The organism is Gordonia sp. SL306 (genome assembly GCF_026625785.1).
Lineage (GTDB): Bacteria > Actinomycetota > Actinomycetes > Mycobacteriales > Mycobacteriaceae > Gordonia.
On the sequence record NZ_CP113063.1, the window covers coordinates 1,466,075 to 1,484,396 of the forward strand.

17 protein-coding genes and 1 pseudogene are annotated in these 18,322 nt (G+C 67.0%); 5 read left to right on the forward strand and 13 right to left on the reverse strand.

Annotation, left to right across the window (positions count from 1 at the left end; genetic code table 11):
• Window positions 1–2 precede the first annotated feature (2 nt).
• Complete coding sequence (locus tag OVA31_RS06605) at window positions 3–899, reverse strand: SDR family oxidoreductase (protein ID WP_267630299.1); 897 nt, start codon at window positions 897–899, stop codon at window positions 3–5.
• 46 nt (window positions 900–945) lie between these two features.
• Window positions 946–1,737 carry an SDR family oxidoreductase gene (locus OVA31_RS06610; protein ID WP_267630300.1) on the reverse strand — a complete coding sequence of 264 codons (792 nt, stop codon included), beginning with the start codon at window positions 1,735–1,737 and terminating at the stop codon, window positions 946–948.
• 77 nt (window positions 1,738–1,814) lie between these two features.
• Between OVA31_RS06610 and echA20 the strand changes: the two genes are divergently transcribed.
• Genes echA20 through OVA31_RS06630 form a run of 4 tightly spaced genes read left to right on the forward strand, consistent with a single transcriptional unit; the run spans window position 1,815 to window position 5,384 of the window.
• Window positions 1,815–2,588: a (7aS)-7a-methyl-1,5-dioxo-2,3,5,6,7,7a-hexahydro-1H-indene-carboxyl-CoA hydrolase gene (gene echA20, locus OVA31_RS06615; RefSeq protein ID WP_267630301.1), complete on the forward strand. Its 774-nt coding sequence runs from the start codon at window positions 1,815–1,817 to the stop codon at window positions 2,586–2,588.
• Window positions 2,588–3,523 carry a CoA transferase subunit A gene (locus OVA31_RS06620; RefSeq protein WP_267630302.1) on the forward strand — a complete coding sequence of 312 codons (936 nt, stop codon included), beginning with the start codon at window positions 2,588–2,590 and terminating at the stop codon, window positions 3,521–3,523. The genes echA20 and OVA31_RS06620 overlap by 1 nt, the downstream gene beginning before the upstream one ends.
• Complete coding sequence (locus OVA31_RS06625; RefSeq protein WP_164310797.1) at window positions 3,520–4,302, forward strand: CoA-transferase subunit beta; 783 nt, start codon at window positions 3,520–3,522, stop codon at window positions 4,300–4,302. The genes OVA31_RS06620 and OVA31_RS06625 overlap by 4 nt, the downstream gene beginning before the upstream one ends.
• Window positions 4,299–5,384: an NAD(P)H-dependent flavin oxidoreductase gene (locus OVA31_RS06630; protein WP_267630303.1), complete on the forward strand. Its 1,086-nt coding sequence runs from the start codon at window positions 4,299–4,301 to the stop codon at window positions 5,382–5,384. Before OVA31_RS06625 ends, OVA31_RS06630 begins: the two co-directional genes overlap by 4 nt.
• Window positions 5,385–5,461: 77 nt before the next feature.
• On the opposite strand, the gene OVA31_RS06635 is transcribed toward OVA31_RS06630, so the two are convergent.
• The 6 genes from OVA31_RS06635 to OVA31_RS06660 all read right to left on the reverse strand — a co-directional run bounded on the left by OVA31_RS06635 (window position 5,462) and on the right by OVA31_RS06660 (window position 12,854).
• On the reverse strand, window positions 5,462–7,060 hold the full coding sequence (locus tag OVA31_RS06635; protein WP_267630304.1) for an acyl-CoA synthetase: 1,599 nt from the start codon (window positions 7,058–7,060) through the stop codon (window positions 5,462–5,464).
• A gap of 72 nt (window positions 7,061–7,132) precedes the next feature.
• On the reverse strand, window positions 7,133–7,732 hold the full coding sequence (locus OVA31_RS06640) for a TetR family transcriptional regulator (RefSeq protein ID WP_267630305.1): 600 nt from the start codon (window positions 7,730–7,732) through the stop codon (window positions 7,133–7,135).
• 116 nt (window positions 7,733–7,848) lie between these two features.
• Window positions 7,849–9,357 (reverse strand): aldehyde dehydrogenase family protein, encoded by a 1,509-nt coding sequence (locus tag OVA31_RS06645; protein ID WP_267630306.1) that lies wholly within the window; start codon window positions 9,355–9,357, stop codon window positions 7,849–7,851.
• A 221-nt stretch (window positions 9,358–9,578) separates the two neighbouring features.
• On the reverse strand, window positions 9,579–10,733 hold the full coding sequence (locus OVA31_RS06650; protein ID WP_267630307.1) for an acetyl-CoA C-acetyltransferase: 1,155 nt from the start codon (window positions 10,731–10,733) through the stop codon (window positions 9,579–9,581).
• Between the two features lie 40 nt (window positions 10,734–10,773).
• Complete coding sequence (locus tag OVA31_RS06655) at window positions 10,774–11,595, reverse strand: SDR family oxidoreductase (RefSeq protein ID WP_190266080.1); 822 nt, start codon at window positions 11,593–11,595, stop codon at window positions 10,774–10,776.
• Window positions 11,595–12,854: an acyl-CoA dehydrogenase family protein gene (locus OVA31_RS06660; protein WP_267630308.1), complete on the reverse strand. Its 1,260-nt coding sequence runs from the start codon at window positions 12,852–12,854 to the stop codon at window positions 11,595–11,597. The genes OVA31_RS06655 and OVA31_RS06660 overlap by 1 nt, the downstream gene beginning before the upstream one ends.
• A 42-nt stretch (window positions 12,855–12,896) precedes the next feature.
• Between OVA31_RS06660 and OVA31_RS06665 the strand changes: the two genes are divergently transcribed.
• Window positions 12,897–14,447, forward strand: coding sequence for a FadD3 family acyl-CoA ligase (locus tag OVA31_RS06665; RefSeq protein ID WP_267630309.1), 1,551 nt, complete (start codon window positions 12,897–12,899; stop codon window positions 14,445–14,447).
• A gap of 63 nt (window positions 14,448–14,510) precedes the next feature.
• Here the strand turns inward: OVA31_RS06665 and OVA31_RS06670 are convergent.
• The 5 genes and pseudogenes from OVA31_RS06670 to OVA31_RS06690 form a co-directional block, all read right to left on the reverse strand.
• Window positions 14,511–14,660, reverse strand: a pseudogene (locus OVA31_RS06670) (endonuclease domain-containing protein); the annotation flags it as partial.
• Between the two features lie 77 nt (window positions 14,661–14,737).
• Window positions 14,738–14,878, reverse strand: coding sequence for a type IV toxin-antitoxin system AbiEi family antitoxin domain-containing protein (locus OVA31_RS06675; protein ID WP_267630310.1), 141 nt, complete (start codon window positions 14,876–14,878; stop codon window positions 14,738–14,740).
• 114 nt (window positions 14,879–14,992) lie between these two features.
• Window positions 14,993–16,555, reverse strand: a complete 1,563-nt coding sequence (gene lysS, locus OVA31_RS06680) for a lysine--tRNA ligase (protein ID WP_420714149.1) — start codon at window positions 16,553–16,555, stop codon at window positions 14,993–14,995.
• A gap of 62 nt (window positions 16,556–16,617) precedes the next feature.
• On the reverse strand, window positions 16,618–18,072 hold the full coding sequence (locus OVA31_RS06685; RefSeq protein ID WP_267630311.1) for an aldehyde dehydrogenase family protein: 1,455 nt from the start codon (window positions 18,070–18,072) through the stop codon (window positions 16,618–16,620).
• A complete protein-coding gene (locus OVA31_RS06690) occupies window positions 18,069–18,284 on the reverse strand; it encodes a hypothetical protein (RefSeq protein ID WP_267630312.1) in 216 nt (71 codons plus the stop codon). Before OVA31_RS06690 ends, OVA31_RS06685 begins: the two co-directional genes overlap by 4 nt.
• Window positions 18,285–18,322 lie beyond the last annotated feature (38 nt).

The window sequence follows — 18,322 nt, forward strand, 5'->3', positions numbered from 1 at the left end:
GTCTACCGTGCGCCGTAGACGGGTACCGGGACCGGCGACTTCGCCAGGATCTCGTCGACCACGGGCCCGAGTTCACCCGGCGTCCATTGCGATCCCTTGTCCTGCTCGGCGCTGCGCTGGAATGCGTCGACCACGGTGATCTTGCCGCCCTCGACCTCGAAGACGCGTCCGGTCACCGACGACGACTCCGGCGATCCGAGCCAGACCACCAGAGGCGAGATGTTCGCCGGGTCCATGGCGTCGAACGATCCGTCTGCAGGCGCGGCCATCTGTGCGGCCATCGCCTCGCCCGCACCCATCGTCATCTGGGTCCGCGCCGACGGTGCGATCGCGTTCGCGGTGACGCCGTAGCCGGCCAACTCCGCGGCCGCCTGAATGGTCAGAGCGGTGATGCCGGCCTTGGCGGCAACGTAGTTCCCCTGCCCCACCGATCCGAACAGGCCCGCGCCCGACGAGGTGTTGACGATCCGGGCCGCGCGCTGCTCACCGGCCTTCGACTCCGCACGCCAGTACGCGGCGGCGTGGTGCAGCGTGACGAAATGCCCCTTGAGATGGACGCGGATCACCGCATCCCACTCGTCCTCCGACATCGCGACCAGCATCCGGTCGCGGACGAATCCCGCGTTGTTGACCAGGATGTCGAGGCCACCGAACTCCTTCACCGCGGTCTCGACCAGCGCGGCACCGTCGGCCCAGTCGGCGACATCGGCCACTCCAGCGACGGCTGATCCACCGGCATCGGTGATCTCACCGACCACGGCGTGCGCTGCGTCGGCGTCGAAGTCGTTGACCACGACCTTGGCCCCGTCGGCGGCGAAGGCCAGCGCATGCGCCCGCCCGATCCCCTGTCCAGCACCCGTCACGATCGCGACGCGGCCCTCATTCAGCTTGTCAGCCAAGACTTCTCCCCTTGTGTCGATTGTTCGGTGTCACGGCGTGATCGGATCACACCTGATTGTCTGCGGTGGCGACGGCCAGGAACGCCGGCTTCTCACCACCACCATGCACGGTCAGTGTCGACCCGGTGACGTAACCGGCCAACGGGCTGAGCAGGAACGCCACCGCGTTGCCCACATCGGCGGGCATCGCGAGCCGGCCCATCGGAATGGTCGCCCCCACCGCGGCCACCCCGTCGTCGTCACCGAGGTGTAGGTGCGCCTGTTCGGTCAGCACGGCCCCACACACCACCGAGTTGACGCGGACCTGCGGGGCCCACTCGATCGCGAGCGAGGTCATCGCGTTGTCCAGACCTGCTTTCGCCGCACCGTAGGCCGACGTTCCCGGCGATGGCCGATGTCCGCTCACACTGGACACGTTGACGATCGCGCCACCGGTCTCCTGTTGCTGCATCACCGCGTGGGCGGCCCGCGCCACGGTCAGCGGTGCCAGCAGGTTCAGCTCGACGATCTTGCTCGTGAAGCGGGGTGACGCGTCCGCCGCGAGCGCGAACGGCGAGCCGCCGGCATTGTTCACGACGCCGTCGAGCCTGCCGTGCGTCTCCGCGATCCCCCGGATCATCTCATCGACCGCATCGGCGTCCCGGACGTCGCAGGGGACGAACTCGACATCCGTGTCCTCGCCCGGGTTGCGCCCGCACACGACCGGGACCGCGCCCAGCTCGGCCAACACCCTCGTGATGCCGGCGCCGACGCCACGCGTGCCGCCGGTCACCAGGACGACCTTCTTGTCGATGCCGAGGTCATGGCCCTGACCTGCGGCCTGCGACTGTGCCTTCATGGGTGCTACCCTACCAAACAACCAAGCACTTGCTTGGTTCCAGCTTGGTTCACAGGCAGTACCCGAGAGGAGCTGGTGTGCCGATCACCACGACACACACCGAGAACGGCATCGTGACCGTCACGGTGGACTACCCACCGGTCAACGCGTTGCCGTCGGCGGCGTGGTTCGAACTGGCCGACGCCATCACCGCTGCGGGCGAGGACATGTCCACGCACGTGGTGATCCTGCGAGCCGAGGGACGCGGCTTCAACGCAGGCGTCGACATCAAGGAAATGCAGGCGACCGAAGGCTTCGACGCCTTGATCGGAGCCAACCGCGGCTGCGCTGCGGCCTTCTCCGCGGTGTATGACTGCGCGGTTCCGGTGATCGTCGCGGTCAACGGTTTCTGCGTCGGCGGCGGTATCGGACTCGTCGGCAACGCCGACGTCATCGTCGCCTCCGACGATGCGGTCTTCGGCCTTCCCGAGGTCGACCGTGGCGCCCTCGGCGCCGCCACTCACCTCGCCCGGCTGGTGCCTCAGCACATGATGCGCACGCTGTATTACACGGCGCAGAACGTCACAGCCAAGCAGCTCGAACACTTCGGCTCGGTGTACAAGGCCGTCCCCCGCGAACAGCTCCTCGACACCGCACTCGAGGTCGCCGAGAAGATCGCTACCAAGGACACCCGCGTCATCCGCGCGGCGAAGGAAGCGATCAACCACATCGATCCCGTCGATGTGAAGGCCAGCTACCGCCTCGAGCAGGGCTTCACCTTCGAACTCAACCTCGCCGGAGTCGCCGACGAGCACCGGGACGCATTCGTCAGTACCGGTAAGACCTTGAACACCAATGGAGGACGCGCCTGATGACGCCCACCCCGACCGACAAGACCAGCTCCCTCGACGACGTCATCGGCGAGCTGCGCGACGGCATGACAATCGGCATCGGCGGCTGGGGCTCACGCCGCAAGCCGATGGCCCTGGTGCGCGCGCTGGCGCGCTCGGACGTCAAGGACCTCACCCTGGTCACCTACGGCGGCCCCGACCTCGGATTACTGTGCGCCGCAGGCAAGGTCCGGCGTGCGTACTACGGCTTCGTGTCGCTGGATTCCGCACCCTTCTATGACCCGTGGTTCGCGCAGGCGCGCACGTCCGGTGCCATCGAGGCGCGGGAGATGGACGAGGGCATGGTCAAGTGCGGTCTCGAGGCCGCGGCCTCGCGTCTGCCGTTCCTGCCGATCCGCGCGGGACTGGGCTCCGATGTCCCGACGTTCTGGGACGGCGAGCTCAAGACGGTCTCTTCGCCGTACCCGGCTGCCGACGGCCGCACCGAGACCCTGATCGCGATGCCCGCGCTGCGGCTCGACGCCGCGTTCGTCCACCTCGACCTCGCCGACAGTCGCGGCAACGCCGCGTACACCGGCGTCGACCCGTACTTCGACGATCTCTACTGTGCCGCCGCCGAGCGGCGCTACCTGGAGACCGATCAGCTGGTCTCCACCGAGGTGCTGGTGAAAACCGTTCCCACGCAGCGGTTGCTGCTCAATCGCATGAACGTCGATCGGGTGGTGCACACGCCGAACGGTGCACATTTCACCTTCGCCGGCACGGCAAGCGAAGCGAGTGGTCCGAACGTCCACAGCGACTACGGCCGCGACGAGAAGTTCCAGCAGTTCTATGTCGAATCCGCCAAGGATCCCGAGAAGTGGGCGGCGTTCTCGCGCCGCTTCCTCGAGGTCGACGAGGCCGCCTATCAGCGTGCGGTCACCGAATGGCAGGGCGAGCAGGAGGATCAGCAGTGAGCACCAGCACGAGTGACCCCAAGACGGTTGAGCCTGTCGAAACCACCCGGGCCGAATACTGCGTCATCGCCTGCGCCGAGATCTTCGCCGGCGCCGGTGAGATCATGGCCTCGCCGATGGCACCGACTCCGCTGCTCGGCGCACGGCTGGCGCGACTGACCACCGAGCCCGATCTGCTCATCACCGACGGTGAGGCACTGATCCTCGCCGACACCCCGGCCATCGGGAAGACCGGACCCATCGAGGGGTGGATGCCCTTCCGCAAGGTGTTCGACGTCGTCGCCTCGGGTCGTCGTCATGTTGTCATGGGCGCCAATCAGATCGACCGGCACGGCAACCAGAACCTCTCGGCGTTCGGCCCGCTGCAACATCCGACCCGCCAGATGTTCGGCGTGCGTGGCGCTCCCGGCAACACGATCAACCATCCGACAAGTTACTGGGTGGCCCGCCATTCGTCGCGCGTCTTCACCGACCAGGTCGACATCGTGTCGGGCGTCGGCTATGACAAGGTGGACGCCGACAACCCCGCGTACCGCTACCTGAACATCCCCCGTGTGGTGACGAATCTCGGCGTCTTCGACTTCGAGGGCCCCGACCACACGATGCGCGCGGTGTCACTGCATCCCGGTGTGAGCGCCGACGAGGTCGCCGAGAACACCGGCTTCGAGATCGCCGGCCTGGAGTCCGCGCCGGCGACCCGCAACCCCTCCGACGAGGAACTGACACTGATCCGGGATGTGCTCGACCCCAAGGGTGTCCGGAATCGAGAAGTGAAATGACTTCTCCCGCGCGCGCCGCGGGCCTGTCGACCCGCTTCACCGAGTTGGTCGGTGTCGAGTACCCGATCGTCCAGACCGGCATGGGCTGGGTGTCGGGGCCGTCGCTGACGTCGGCGACGTCCAATGCGGGTGGCCTGGGCATCCTGGCGTCGGCGACCATGACCTATGACGAACTCGAGGCGGCGATCGCCAAGACGAAGTCGTTGACGGACAAGCCGTTCGGGGTCAACATCCGCGCCGATGCCACCGATGCCCCGGAGCGGATCGATCTCCTCATCCGCGAGGGCGTCAAGGTAGCGTCCTTCGCGCTCGCGCCGAAGCAGGACCTGATCGCCAAGCTCAAGGATCACGGCGTGGTGGTGATCCCGTCGATCGGCGCGGCGAAGCACGCCGTCAAGGTGGCCTCATGGGGCGCCGACGCGGTGATCGTGCAGGGCGGCGAGGGCGGCGGACACACCGGCCCGGTGGCCACCACCCTGCTGTTGCCCTCGGTGCTCGATGCCCTCGGCGACAGCGGGATTCCCGTGGTCGCGGCGGGCGGCTTCTTCGACGGTCGCGGCCTCGTGGCGGCGTTGTCCTATGGCGCCGAGGGCGTCGCGATGGGCACCCGCTTCCTGCTCACCTCCGACAGTGCGGTACCCGACTCGGTCAAGCAGGAGTACATCGGGCGCGGCCTGGGTGACACCGTGGTGTCGGTCAAGGTCGACGGCATGCCGCACCGCGTGCTGCGTACCCCGCTCGTGGAGGCGCTCGAGAGCGGCAGCAAGGCCAAGGCGCTCTACGCCGCGGCGCGAAATGCCAACGAGTTCAAGCAGTTGACCGGCATGAAGTGGACGACGATGCTGCGCGACGGTCGCACCATGCGCCGCTCGGGCGAGCGCACCTGGCAACAGGTCATCATGGCCGGCAACACACCGATGCTGTTGCGCGCCGGGCTCGTCGAAGGCGACACCCGCGCAGGTGTCCTGGCATCGGGTCAGGTGGTCGGCATGATCGACGACCTGCCCAGTTGCGACGAACTGGTCCAATCGATCATGACGCAGGCGCATTCACGGTTGAAGGTGCTGGGTTCGTTGTCCTGAGCGTCCGTCGCGATATGGATGCGGCGTCAGCGCGACGTGGACTCAATAATTGACGTGTCTTCTCGCTCTGACCGCATTCATATCGCGGCCAGGTCCGCGTGCCGGACGCGCAGATCCTTCTTGAGGATCTTGCCGCTCGGATTCTTCGGCAGCGCATCCGCGAAGACCACGAACTTGGGACGCTTGAACCCCGCGAGAACGCCGGCGAGGTGTTGCTCGACGGCATCCTCGGTCAACGTGACACCGTCCTTGGGCACGACCACTGCGGTCACCGCCTCGATCCATTTCGGATGCGGCACACCGAAGACCGCGACCTCGGCGACCCCGTCGAGCAGGTAGATGGCCTCCTCGACCTCGCGGGAGGCGACATTCTCGCCGCCGGTCTTGATCATGTCCTTCTTGCGGTCGACCACCGACAGATACCCGTCGGCGTCGACGATGCCGAGGTCACCGGAATGGAACCAGCCGTTGCGGAACGCGACGGCGGTCTTGTCCTCGTCGTTGAAATACCCGAGACAGGCGTGCGGACTGCGGTGCACGATCTCACCGACCTCGCCGACCGGGACGGGATTGTCCTCATCGTCGACGACCCGCGTCTCCACGTTGAGCGCTGCCCGGCCCGCGGACCCGGCGCGGTCGATCTGCTCATGCGGCTGCAGGATGGTTGCGAGCGGCGACATCTCGGTCTGGCCGTAGAAGTTCCACAGCGAGACGTCCGGGAGACGCTCCGACATCTCGCGGAGGACCTCGACTGGCATCGGTGAAGCGCCGTAGTAGCCCTTGCGCAGCGACGACAGGTCGCGGGTGTCGAAATCGGGATGCCGCAAGAGCGAGATCCACACCGTCGGCGGACAGAACAGCTTGGTCACCCGCTGCGATTCGATCGTCGCGAGGATCGCGGCCGGATCAGGACCGGGCAGGATGATGCTCGTCGCACCCAGGTAGACGTCGACCGACAGGAAGCAGTCCAGCTGTGCGCAGTGGAAGAGCGGCAGCGAGTGGACCTCCACGTCGTCGCCGCTCATACCGCCGTCGACGATGCACGAAACGTACTGATTGATCAGCGATTTCGACGACAACAGCACACCCTTCGGACGCGACTCGGTGCCGGAGGTGTACATCAGGCGAAGCGGATCGTCATCGGCGACGGACACCTGGGGCGGCGTGGGGTCACCGGCGAGCATCCAGTCGTCGACGCTGTCCCAGCCCGCGACGGTCGCGTCCCCACCCATCGTGATCACACCTGTGATCGCGTCGGTGAAGCCAGCCAATTGCATCGCCTGGGCCACCGTGGGCACCAACGCGTCCTCGGCGACCACCGCCCGTGCGCCCGAGTGATCGAGGATGTACGCGATCTCCTCGGGTCCGAGTCCGAAGTTCACCGGCACCAGGACCACCCCGAGCCGTGCGGTCGCGTAGTGCAGCACCGCGAACTGCCAGCAGTTGTGACTCACCAATGCCAGACGTTCGCCCTTGACGAGGCCCCGCGCGGTGAGCGCGTTGGCACACCGGTTCACGGCCGAATCGAACTCGGCGAACGTGAGCGTCATGTCTCCGCTGACGATCGCGGTCTTGGTGGGGATTCGGAGTGCGCTTCGACGCAGCAGATCACCGAGGGTGTGCTGGCGGGCGGTGCCGATCGCGGCCGTCGTCGGGGGTGTGAAGCGCTCTGCCATGGGTGTCCTTCGCTACGTTCCGGGACCACTGGATGTTATCCGGGTCACAGTACCGAACGCAGAGGAGCCTGGTCAGCGCGGCAGTATCCCGTCCAGGACGATCGACAGATACTGGGCGGCGATGTCGTCGGCCGACAACGCACCACCCGGGCGGTACCAGCGGACCGCCACCCAGACCGTGTCGCGCAGAAAGCGATAGGCCAGCTCGACGTCGAGGTCGGCGCGGAACTCGCCGTCGTCGACACCCCGCCGCAGGACGGCGTGCCACAGCCGGCGGAATTCCGTGTTGCGCTCCCCGATGTAGGCGAAACGTTCTTGTCCGGCAAGCCGTTTGGCCTCGTCCTGGTAGATCGCGACGGCGTTGCGCTGCTCGTCGATGGCCTCGAACGACGAGACGATGAGGCCGCGCAAGGTCTCGGTGGCGGTCAGTCCGGCGTCGGCGATGACCCGGTACCGTGCGAAGAGGTCGTCGAGAAAGCCCCGGAGGATCTCGTCGACGATGGATTCCTTGGAGTCGAAATGATGGTAGAGGCTGCCGGACAGGATGCCGGCAGCGTCGGCGATGTCGCGCACGGTGGTGGAGCGCAGGCCCTGCTCGGCGAACATCTTTCCCGCCGTGGTCAGCAATTCGTCGCGCCGAGTGGAGCCGGAGACGGTGCCGCGGGGTGCCATGCAGTCACCCTAGCAAGCGCTTGGCCGGTTTCGTGGATCGTCGGGGGCACGGTCGAACGTCCCGAACGCGAAATCGGCCGGGCACACAGGGTGCGCCCGGCCGATTTCGGTGCGGATCAGCGCTTCTTGAGCTTCTTGATGGCGCGCTTGTTCAGCCGGCTCCAGAGTTTCATCTGACCGTTGGTCATCTTGGTGTCGCGGGCCGTGAACGGCGGCGACATCATCTCGGCGACCTTCAACGGCATCGTCGACACGGCAATCGCACGCGCATGACTGAACGTGTCGAAGCCCGTCTTGCCGTGATAGCCGCCCATGCCACTGCGACCGACACCGCCGAACGGGAGCTCCGCACCGAACATGTGCAGGGCGAAGTCGTTGGCGTTGATCGATCCGCTGCGGGTGCCGTCGGCAAGACGAGCCAGGTTCTCGTTGTCGTCGCCGCACCAGTACATGGTCAGCGGGTGCGGATGCGCGGCGATGTAGCGGATGGCCTCGGCCAGATCGCGATACGGGTACACGGTGAGGACCGGCCCGAAGACCTCGTCCTCCTCGATCTTCATGCCCGCCTTGACCCCGGTCAGCAGTGTCGGCGCGATCTTGCGCTTCTCGGCATCCGGGAGCGGCTCGCCGGCAGGCACCACCTGGCGGACATCGGCTCCGAGTTCCTGCGCGTCGGCGATCAGCCCGAGGATGCGGTCGTAGTTCTTCTGGTTGATCGTCGCCGTGTACTCGGGGTTGTTGCGGACGGTCGCGAAATTCGCCGTCCAGCGGGCGATGACCTTGTCGGTGAACTCGCCGACCTTGGCCTCGGGTACGAACACGTAGTCGGGGCACAGGCAGACCTGGCCGCCGTTGACCATCCGCGCGTCGGCGAGCATGGTCGCCGCCTTGTCGATGTCGGCATCCGGATCGACGACCGCGGGGTTCTTGCCGCCGAGTTCCAGGGTGACAGGCACCAGGTTCTTCGCGGCCTCCTGCGCCACCGACGCTCCGACCTCCGGCGACCCGGTGAAGAACATGTGGTCGACCTTGAGCTTGGCGAAGTCGGCGCCGCCACCGTGCTTGCTCGTGATCACGGCGAGCTCTTCGATCGAGAAGTAGTCGGGTGCGTGCTTGGCGATCACATCGGTGGTCCGCGAGGTGATCGACGACGGGCGCATGAGCACCCGGTTACCCGCGGCGAAGGCGGCACCGGCCGGGACGAAGGTCAGCTGCAGCGGAAAGTTCCACGGCCCCATGATCCCGACCACGCCGAGCGGATCGTGCCGGATGCGCTGTTTGAACCCCAACGCCCCCTGCACCTTTGCGGTGTTGCTCTCCTGCATCCACTTCTCGACACCACGGCGCTGATGGGTCAGGTCGACCATGCAGCCCGCGACGTCGGCGGCGAGGGACAACTCACGCGGGCGGGTGCCGAAGTCCTCGTTCAGCGCCTCCGCGATCTCGTCGGCGTTGTCGAGAAGCAACGACGAGAGCCGAGTGATCCGGTCGATACGGGTTTTGGCATCGGGGATGCCGTCCCGCAGAAATGCGGCGCGCTGGATGTCCAGCAGTTCGGACATGGTGTGCGCTTCCGACGACACCCGGCCCGAAACCGCGGTGTTCACCTCTGCTGGTTTGGTCATCGAGATCCTCCGATAGTGCTGGTGGCGAGCGCCCTCAAGAGACGAACTCGCGCGTTTGTTCCAGCATAGTATGCGTCAGATCACACGGTTCTGGCCACATGCGTTTTCAGATGATCCTCACCAGGTGGTCCGCGCAATGCGCCGACAGCAACCGATTATTCGCCGAGAGCACCGCATCCGTCTTGCTCTCGGCGAATTTCAGGTTGCTGTCGGCGGGCTCGTCAGAGGCGTTCGATGATGGTGACGTTCGCGGTGCCGCCGCCCTCACACATGGTCTGCAGCCCGTAGCGTCCGCCGGTGCGCTCGAGTTCGTTGAGCAGCGTCGCGAACAGCTTGGCGCCGGTCGCCCCCAGCGGGTGGCCGAGCGCGATACCGCCGCCGTTCGGGTTGACCTTGGCCGGATCCGCGCCGGTCTCCTTGAGCCACGCCAGCACCACCGACGCGAAGGCCTCGTTGATCTCGATGACGTCGATGTCGTCGATCGACAACCCAGTCTTCTTCAGTGCGTATGCAGTCGCCGGGATGGGCGCCGACAGCATCATCACCGGATCGGCACCCCGCACCGAGAGGTGGTGGATGCGTGCCCGCGGCGTGAGGCCGTACTCCTTGAGCGCGGTCTCCGAGACGACCAGCGTTGCCGATGCGCCGTCGCAGATCTGCGACGCGACGGCCGCGGTCAGCCGCGAGCCCTCCGCCAGCGGATCGAGTCCGGCCATCTTCTCCAGCGAGGTCTCACGCGGGCATTCGTCGACGACACAGTCGCCGAGCGCGACGAGCTCCTTGTCGAACCGTCCCTCGGCGATGGCCTGCTTGGCCCGCTGATGCGACTGCAGCGACCAGCGCTCCATGTCCTCTCGGCTGATGTCCCACTGGGTCGCCATCATGTCGGCCCCGTTGAACTGCGAGATGGCGGCGTCGCCGAACCGTTCGCGCCAGCCGACGGATTCCGCAGTGGGCGTGGTGAACCCGAACTCCTGGCCGGCGATCATGGCCTGCGAGATCGGGATGGCACTCATGTTCTGCACGCCACCGGCGAGGACCACATCCTGCGTGCCGCTCAGCACACCCTGCGCGGCGAAGTGGATGGCCTGCTGCGACGACCCGCACTGACGGTCGACGGTGGTGCCGGGGATGTCCAGGGGCAGACCGGCGGCCAGCCACGCCGTCCGCGCGATGTTCCCGGCCTGCGGGCCGATGGCATCGACACAGCCGAACACCACGTCGTCGACGACATTGGGGTCGATGCCGGTGCGATCGATGATCGACGACATGACGTGCGCACCCATGTCGGCGGGATGGGTCTTGGCAAGCGACCCGTTACGCTTCCCGACCGGCGTCCGGACGGCGTCGACGATGTAGGCCTGTGGTGTGGACATCTGGTCCTCCTGGTGGATGGTGTGTGAAAGTTTCTGCGACCTAAGCCCTCTGGCTGGAAATCGAGACGACCTCGCCGGTGAGATAGGTGGTGTAGTCGCTGGCCAGCATGGCGATGGTCGCGGCCACCTCCCACACCTCGGCGGCCCGTCCGTAGGCCTCCCGCGACGCGAGCTCGTCGAGGAGTTCGTCGCTGGTGACCTTGGCGAGGAACGGGTGCTTGGCGATCGACGGGGCGATGGCGTTGATCCGCACGCCGAAGTCGGCGGCCTCTACCGCGGAGCATCGGGTGAGCGCCATGACGCCTGCCTTCGCCGCCGCATAGTGCGCCTGCCCGCGCTGGGCGCGCCAGCCCAGCACCGATGCATTGTTGACGATCACACCGCCGTGCTCGACGGCCCGGAAGTAGCGCAGTGCCGCGCGGGTGGCCCGGAACGTGCCGTTGAGCGTGATATCGAGGACGCGGTCCCATTCGTCGTCGGTCATGTCGGCCACCGGCGTCTCCCCACCGAGCCCGGCATTGTTGACCAGGACGTCGATGCGTCCGAGTTCGCCTGCGGCAGCGGAGATGAGCGCGTCGACCTCGGCCGACTCCTGCACGTTGCACACGACCTGTCCGACGGTCTGGTCGCCGAACTCCGACGCCAGCTTGTCGCGCGCCTCCCCCAGTCGTCGTTCGTGCCAGTCGCTGATCACCACGTCGGCGCCTTCGAGCAGCGCACGGCGCGCCGTGGCGAAGCCGATCCCGGTACCGGCGGCCGCGGTCACCACCACCTTGCGGCCGAGTAGCAGACCGTGCCCGGGAGTCTCCTCCGGCGCCGTGGCCAGCGGTGAACGATTCTGTGCGACAGTGGTTTCAGACACTAGCGAGCCTCTCGCGGTAGGCCGAGCACCCGCTCGGCGATGATGTTGCGCTGAACCTCGTTCGAGCCGCCGTAGATGGTGTCGGCGCGCGTGAACAAGAAGAGTCGTTGCCAGTCGTCGAGTTCGACGTTGTCGGGGTCGGTGATGTCGTTGACAACGCCCTCGACCGTGGCGGTTGGCCCGATCAGCGACGGTGCCCCGACCACGGCCATCGCCAGCTCGCCGAGGTCGCGATGCCAGTTGGCCCACAACAACTTCGCGACCGAGGCCTGCCCGGCCTCGGAGACGATGTCGCCGGCCAGGGTGCGCTGCGCATGAGCTCGCATCACCTTCAGCCCGATCCAGGCCCGGGTGATCCGCGATGCGATCTCCGGATTCTTCGCGGACCCGTTGGATTCGGCGATCTCGATGAGATTGCGGAGTTCGCGGTCGAAGCCGACCTGCTGACCGAGTGTGGAGACGCCGCGCTCGAACTGCAGCAGGCCCATCGCGACCTTCCAGCCGTCGCCCGGCTCGCCGACGATGAGGTCGGCGTCGGCGACCGCGTCGTCGAAGAAGACCTCGTTGAACTCCGAGGTGCCGGTGAGCTGTTGGATCGGCCGGACGGTCACACCCGGCTGATCGATCGGCACCAGCAGAAAGCTGAGGCCCTTGTGCCGCGTCGAACCCTTCTCGGTTCGGCAGATGACAAAGCACCACTGCGCGACGTGCGCGAGGGACGTCCACACCTTCTGGCCATTGATGATCCACTTGCCGTCGTCGAGGCGCGCGCTGGTGGACACGCCAGCGAGGTCGGAGCCGGCGCCCGGCTCGGAGTAGCCCTGGGCCCAGAGTTCGGTGACGTCGACGATGCCCGGCAGGAAGCGCTGCTTCTGCTCCTCGGTGCCGTATTCGATCAGCGTCGGCCCCAGCAGTTCCTCGCCGAGGTGGTTGACCCGCGCCGGAGCGTTCGCCCTGGCGTACTCCTGGTGGAAGATGATCCTCTGTTCCAGCGTCGCGCCACGGCCTCCGTATCGAGTCGGCCAGCCCAGACACGTCCATCCGGCACGGGCCAGATGACGGTCCCAGGCCAGCCGGTCGTCGAAGAACTCGTGCTCGCTGCCCGGCCCGCCGCGACCCTTGAGGTGCGCGAACTCGCCTGCGAGATTCTCGTCGAGCCAGGCGCGCACCGCGGTGGCGAACGTCTCCGCCGCATCCGGCGACGTCCGCGCCCATTCGCCGAGGTCAACCGACCGATCGGCAAGGTTGATCGAGGTCATGACCGCTAGCATAACTCACCAAGCAAGTGCTAGGTTGGGGCCATGGAGGCGATCCTGACGACCCCGGCTGCCCTGCGCCGGGCCGCACAGACCTGGCCCGACCGAACCGCACTCGTCGACGAGCAGTGGCCGGACCGTCCGACGGTCGACCTGACCTGGTCGGAGTTCGCCGAGGCCGTCCGCACGTTCGCGGCCGCGCTCGTCGCATCGGGCATCAACGCCGGCGACCGCGTCGCCCTGTGGTCGCCGAACAGCCACCACTGGCCCGTCGCGGCGCTGGGGATCCACTACGCGGGAGCCACGTTGGTCCCGCTCAACACCCGGTACACGAGCGGCGAAGCGGTCGAGATCATCGAGCGTTCCGACGCGCGTGCCGTCGTGGTGTCCGGCGAGTTCCTCGGCGGCAACCACCTGGCCGACCTGCTCGGCGAGCACGCCGCGGCCATGCCCGACGTCGTGGTCGGGGTGACCCTCGGCACGTCGTCGGTGCCCGACGGTGCGATCGAGTGGTCGGAGTTCACGGCCAGGGCAACCGAGGCCACCCGCGCCGAGGCGGATGCGCGTGCCGATGCCGTGGCTCCCGACGACATCTCCGACATCCTGTTCACGTCGGGTACCACCGGGAAGTCGAAAGGCGTGCTGGCCGAACACCAGCAGACGATGGCCGGCTCGCAGGCCTGGGGATCGAACGGCCGGCTCTCCGCCGACGACCGGTACCTGATGGTGAATCCCTACTTCCACACCTTCGGATACAAGGCGGGCATCCTGCCGTGCATGCTGTTCGGCGCGGCGATGCTGCCGCTGGCGGTCTACTCGCCGGCCGAGGCGATGAAGCTGGCCGACGCTCAGCGGGTGACGGTGTTCCCCGGTGCGCCGACGATCTTCCAGACCATCCTCGACGACCCGGCCCGCCCGGATCACGACCTGTCGTCGTTGCGGCTCGTGGTGACCGGTGCGGCCATCGTGCCGGTGGTCCTCATCGAGCGCTTGCAGAGCGACCTCGGCGTCGACACCGTTGTCACCGCATACGGACTGACCGAGGCCAGCGGATTCGTCTCCACGTGCACCCCCGACGATGACGACCAGACCGTCGCCAACACCTGCGGCCGGGCCTTCGACGGCATGGAGATCCGCTTGTCCGACGAAGGCGAGGTGCTGGCGCGCGGCAAGATGGTGATGCGCGGCTACCTCGACGACGAGGCCGCCACCAAGGAGACGATCGACCCCGACGGTTGGCTGCACACCGGCGACATCGGGACGATCGACGATCGCGGCAACCTCACCATCACCGACCGCCTCAAGGACATGTACATCTCCGGCGGATTCAACGTCTATCCCGCCGAGGTCGAGCAGACCCTCGCACGGTTGGAGGGTGTCACCGAGTCCGCCGTGATCGGTGTCCCGGACGAGCGCCTCGGCGAGGTCGGTCGCGCCTACCTCACCCTGCGCGACGGCGTCGATCTCGACGAGGCGGCGGTGATCGCCTACTGCAAGATCCACCTCGCCAACTTCAAGGTTCCCCGCTCGGTGGTGTTCGTGGACGCCTTCCCCCGCAACGCCGCAGGCAAGATCCTCAAGCGCAACCTCGCCTAGCCTCCTGCTCCGCCCGCCCGCCCGCGATTTTGTAGCAACAATCCGCAGCTGGTGCGGATTGTTGCTACGGATCAGCGCCAGCACCCACTGCGGCCGAGTCGTCAGGTCGTGCCAGGTGAACCGGAGCACCGTCCATCCGTTCGCGATGAGGTCGTTCTGTCGTTCGCGATCGTGCTGGAACGCCTCGGCATCGGAGTGGTAGGCGAATCCATCACGCGCACAACGATGTCCACGGCCCGCGACCAGGACGGTGAGCGGAATCGCGGTGACCGACAAGCCATCCTTCGACGTCACGTCGACGGGATCCATTCACCCGACCGCACTCGACGACGCAGTTGATCGCCGGACACGCCGCAGCCGTAGGCCTGAGCCGTCGTGAACACCCCGTCGTGGTCGGCGAGCATTTTCCGCAGCGCGGCCTGATCCTCCATGCACGTCAGACGCACGCACCGCCGTCGCGGTTCCACCACGACCCGCCACCGCCCGCCGCCCACGATTTCTAAGCAACAATCCGTGGCTGGTGCGGATTGTTGCTACGGATCGGGTCAGAGGCGGGGCTTGACCAGCGGGAACAGGATGGTCTCACGGATACCGAGACCGGTCAGCGCCATCAGCAGTCGATCGATACCCATGCCGGTGCCCGCGGTCGGGGGCATGCCGTACTCGATGGCGGTGAGGAACTCCTCGTCGAGTTGCATGGCCTCGTCGTCGCCTGCGGCCGCGAGCCGGGCCTGGTCGACGAAGCGCTCACGCTGGATCACCGGGTCGACGAGCTCGGAATAGCCTGTGGCCAACTCGAATCCGCGGATGTAGAGGTCCCACTTCTCGACCACGCCTGGCACCGAACGGTGCGACCGGACCAGCGGCGAGGTCTCCACCGGGAAGTCACGGATGAACACCGGCTGCATCAGGTGCTGACCCACCATGTGCTCCCAGAGTTCCTCGACGAGCTTGCCGTGGCCGTAACCCTTGTCCTTGGGGACCTCGAGGCCGACGCGTGCGGCGATGGCGAGCAACTCGTCGACCGTCGTCTGCACGGGGACGATCTCCTCCCCCAGCGCCTCCGACAACGACGGATACATCTCCAGCGACGTCCACTCGCCGGAGAGGTCGTAATCCGATCCGTCCGGCATCGTCGGCGTCAGGGTGCCGAGCGCGTTCTGCGAAACCTCTTGCACCAGTTCACGAGTCATCACCGCGGCGTCGTCGTAGGTGCCGTAGGCCTGATAGGTCTCCAGCATCGCGAACTCGGGTGAGTGGGTGGAGTCGGCCCCCTCGTTGCGGAAGTTGCGGTTGACCTCGAACACCCTCTCGATGCCGCCCACGATGCACCGCTTGAGGAACAATTCTGGCGCGATCCGCAGGAAGAGGTCGATGTCGAACGCGTTGGAGTGGGTGACGAACGGCCGGGCGGCGGCACCGCCGTGCAGGGTCTGCAGCATCGGCGTCTCGACCTCGAGGAAACCCCGATTGCCCAGTGCCTTACGGAGTTCGGCCATCACCGCGACGCGGGTCCGGGCGATGCTGCGCGCCTCCGGCCGGACGATCAGGTCCACGTAGCGCTGCCGCACCCGCGATTCCTCGCTCATGTCCTTGTGCGCGACAGGCAAGGGCCGCAAGGCCTTCGACGCCATCTGCCAGTCGTCGGCCATCACCGAGAGCTCGCCGGTGCGGGAACTGATCACCTCGCCGTGGATGTAGACGATGTCGCCGAGATCGACCTCGGACTTCCACCGCCCGAGGGATTCCTCGCCGACGCCGTTGAAGCTCACCATCGCCTGCAGCTGGGTACCGTCCCCCTCCTGGAGGGTTGCGAAGCACAGCTTGCCCTTGTTGCGCAGGAAGATGACGCGGCCCGCGACACCGACGATCTCCCCGGTCTCGGAGCCGGCCTCCAGGTCGGGGAAGGTGGTGCGGATCTCCGACAGGCTGTGCGTCCGCGGGATGGACACCGGATATGCTTCGCGCCCGTCCCCCAGGATGGCCTCGCGCTTCTCCTGACGGATCCGGACCTGTTCCGGCGTGTTGTCGTCGGTCAGATTCGACCCGCTCGCTGCGCTCCCGGCGTCGGGGGCGGCTGCATCGGGGGTGGTCGGGGTGTTGCTCACCCCCGAGACCCTATCGGAATCATCAATCCGGGCCGATTCGTGGTCGCGGTGCCGCCAAGGAGTCAGAACGGGTACTTTTCGATCTCCGCCTGCATGGTGACCCATTGCAGATCGCAGAACGTGTCCAGATTCGCCGAGGTGCCGAAGTGTCCGCCGGTACCCGACGCCTTGGTGCCGCCGAACGGCGCGACGGCCTCGTCGTCGACGGTCTGGTCGTTGATGTGGATCGCGCCGGAGCGGATCCGATCCGCGAGGTCGAAGGCCTTGAAGGCGTTGGCGGTGAGGATCGACACCGACAACCCGTATTCCGACGAGTTGATGATGTCGATCGCCTCGTCGACGCTCTCGTAGGTGCTCACCGGCGCGACCGGACCGAAGATCTCCTGTGTGAAGGCCTGGGCATCGGTCGGGACGTTGCCGAGAACCGTTGGCCGATAGAACAGGCCCTGGTAGGTGCCGCCGGCCTCCAGCGTCGCGCCTGCCAGCACCGACGACTGCACGATCTCGTCGACCTTCTTCAGTTGGCCTTCGTCGATGATCGGCCCGAGGGCGTTGGCGGGGTCGGTGGGATCACCGACCGGGATGTGGCGGGCTTTCTCGGCCAGCTTCGCGGTGTACTCGTCGGCCAGTGCGGCCGGGACGAGATGACGACCGGCCGTCATACAGATCTGTCCCTGGTGGAGGAAGGAGCCCCAGGCGCCGGCCGACGCCGCGGCATCGACGTCGGCGTCGGGCAGGACCAGCACCGCGTTGTTGCCGCCGAGCTCGAGATGGACCTTCTTGAGCAGCGGCGCGGCGGCCTCACCGATCTTGCGGCCCGCGGCCGTCGAACCGGTGAAGGAGATGCACGGGATGTCGGGGTGATCCACGAGCGCGGCTCCGACGTCGGCGCCACCGGGGAGGACGTGCAGGAGGCCCGCAGGCAGGCCCGCGTCGGCGAGCAGTTCCGCCAGGGCGAGGCCACCCGCGATCGGGGTGCGCGGATCGGGTTTGAGGATCACGGCATTCCCCAGCGCGAGCGCCGGCGCGACCGACCGCATCGAGAGGATCGCCGGGAAATTGAACGGACTGATCACCCCGACGACGCCGACCGGGACGTGCCGACCGATCGACATACGGGGCTTCTGACTGCGGAGGACCTGGCCGTATGGCTGCGACGCCAGCCCGGCTGCCTCGGACAGCTCGGACGTGACGAGTCCGGCCTCGAAGGCCGCCTTGCCCTGACCGGAACCCGACTCGGGTACCAGCCACCGGGTCAGACGGGACGGATCGTCGGTGAGCAGCGCGGCGGCGCGGGTCATCACCGCGGCGCGTTCGGTGTAGGGCAACGCTGCCCAGGTGCGTTGGGCGGAGGTCGCTGCGCGCGCCGCGGCGTCGAGGTCGTCGCGGTCGGCGGCACCCACGGTGGCCAGCACCTCGCCGGTCGCCGGAGCGGTGACGTCGAGGGTTCCCGCGCCACCCGCGACCCACCCGCCGTCGAAGATCTTCTCGTCCCAGGGATTGCTCGAGGTGCTCATCCCTCGACCATAGATAAGCGGTCGACCGTGCGGTCGGGGATTCGGTCGGCGCCGACCGTGGACGCGATCCCGCCGCCGATCGGGCGCAGTTCCGCGCCGATCGTGCCCAGAAATCCGCCGACCGTGCGCAGTTTCTCGCCGATCGTGCGCAGTTTCTCGCCGATCGTGCGCAGATTCGCGGGGGTGGTGGCCCGCTCGGATGTGTGGCACACTGTTCGCCGTGATCAAGAGCTGTCTGGAGTGTTGTCAG

What these genes read in the sequence shown, in the direction of transcription:
- OVA31_RS06630 (WP_267630303.1), top strand. Translation starts at nt 4,299, where the DNA reads ATGACTTCTCCCGCGCGCGCCGCGGGCCTGTCGACCCGCTTCACCGAG.
- OVA31_RS06685 (WP_267630311.1), bottom strand. Translation starts at nt 18,072, where the DNA reads ATGAGCACCTCGAGCAATCCCTGGGACGAGAAGATCTTCGACGGCGGG.
- OVA31_RS06640 (WP_267630305.1), bottom strand. Translation starts at nt 7,732, where the DNA reads ATGGCACCCCGCGGCACCGTCTCCGGCTCCACTCGGCGCGACGAATTG.
- OVA31_RS06650 (WP_267630307.1), bottom strand. Translation starts at nt 10,733, where the DNA reads ATGTCCACACCACAGGCCTACATCGTCGACGCCGTCCGGACGCCGGTC.
- OVA31_RS06635 (WP_267630304.1), bottom strand. Translation starts at nt 7,060, where the DNA reads ATGGCAGAGCGCTTCACACCCCCGACGACGGCCGCGATCGGCACCGCC.
- OVA31_RS06675 (WP_267630310.1), bottom strand. Translation starts at nt 14,878, where the DNA reads ATGGAGGATCAGGCCGCGCTGCGGAAAATGCTCGCCGACCACGACGGG.
- OVA31_RS06620 (WP_267630302.1), top strand. Translation starts at nt 2,588, where the DNA reads ATGACGCCCACCCCGACCGACAAGACCAGCTCCCTCGACGACGTCATC.
- OVA31_RS06645 (WP_267630306.1), bottom strand. Translation starts at nt 9,357, where the DNA reads ATGACCAAACCAGCAGAGGTGAACACCGCGGTTTCGGGCCGGGTGTCG.
- OVA31_RS06665 (WP_267630309.1), top strand. Translation starts at nt 12,897, where the DNA reads ATGGAGGCGATCCTGACGACCCCGGCTGCCCTGCGCCGGGCCGCACAG.
- OVA31_RS06660 (WP_267630308.1), bottom strand. Translation starts at nt 12,854, where the DNA reads ATGACCTCGATCAACCTTGCCGATCGGTCGGTTGACCTCGGCGAATGG.
- OVA31_RS06610 (WP_267630300.1), bottom strand. Translation starts at nt 1,737, where the DNA reads ATGAAGGCACAGTCGCAGGCCGCAGGTCAGGGCCATGACCTCGGCATC.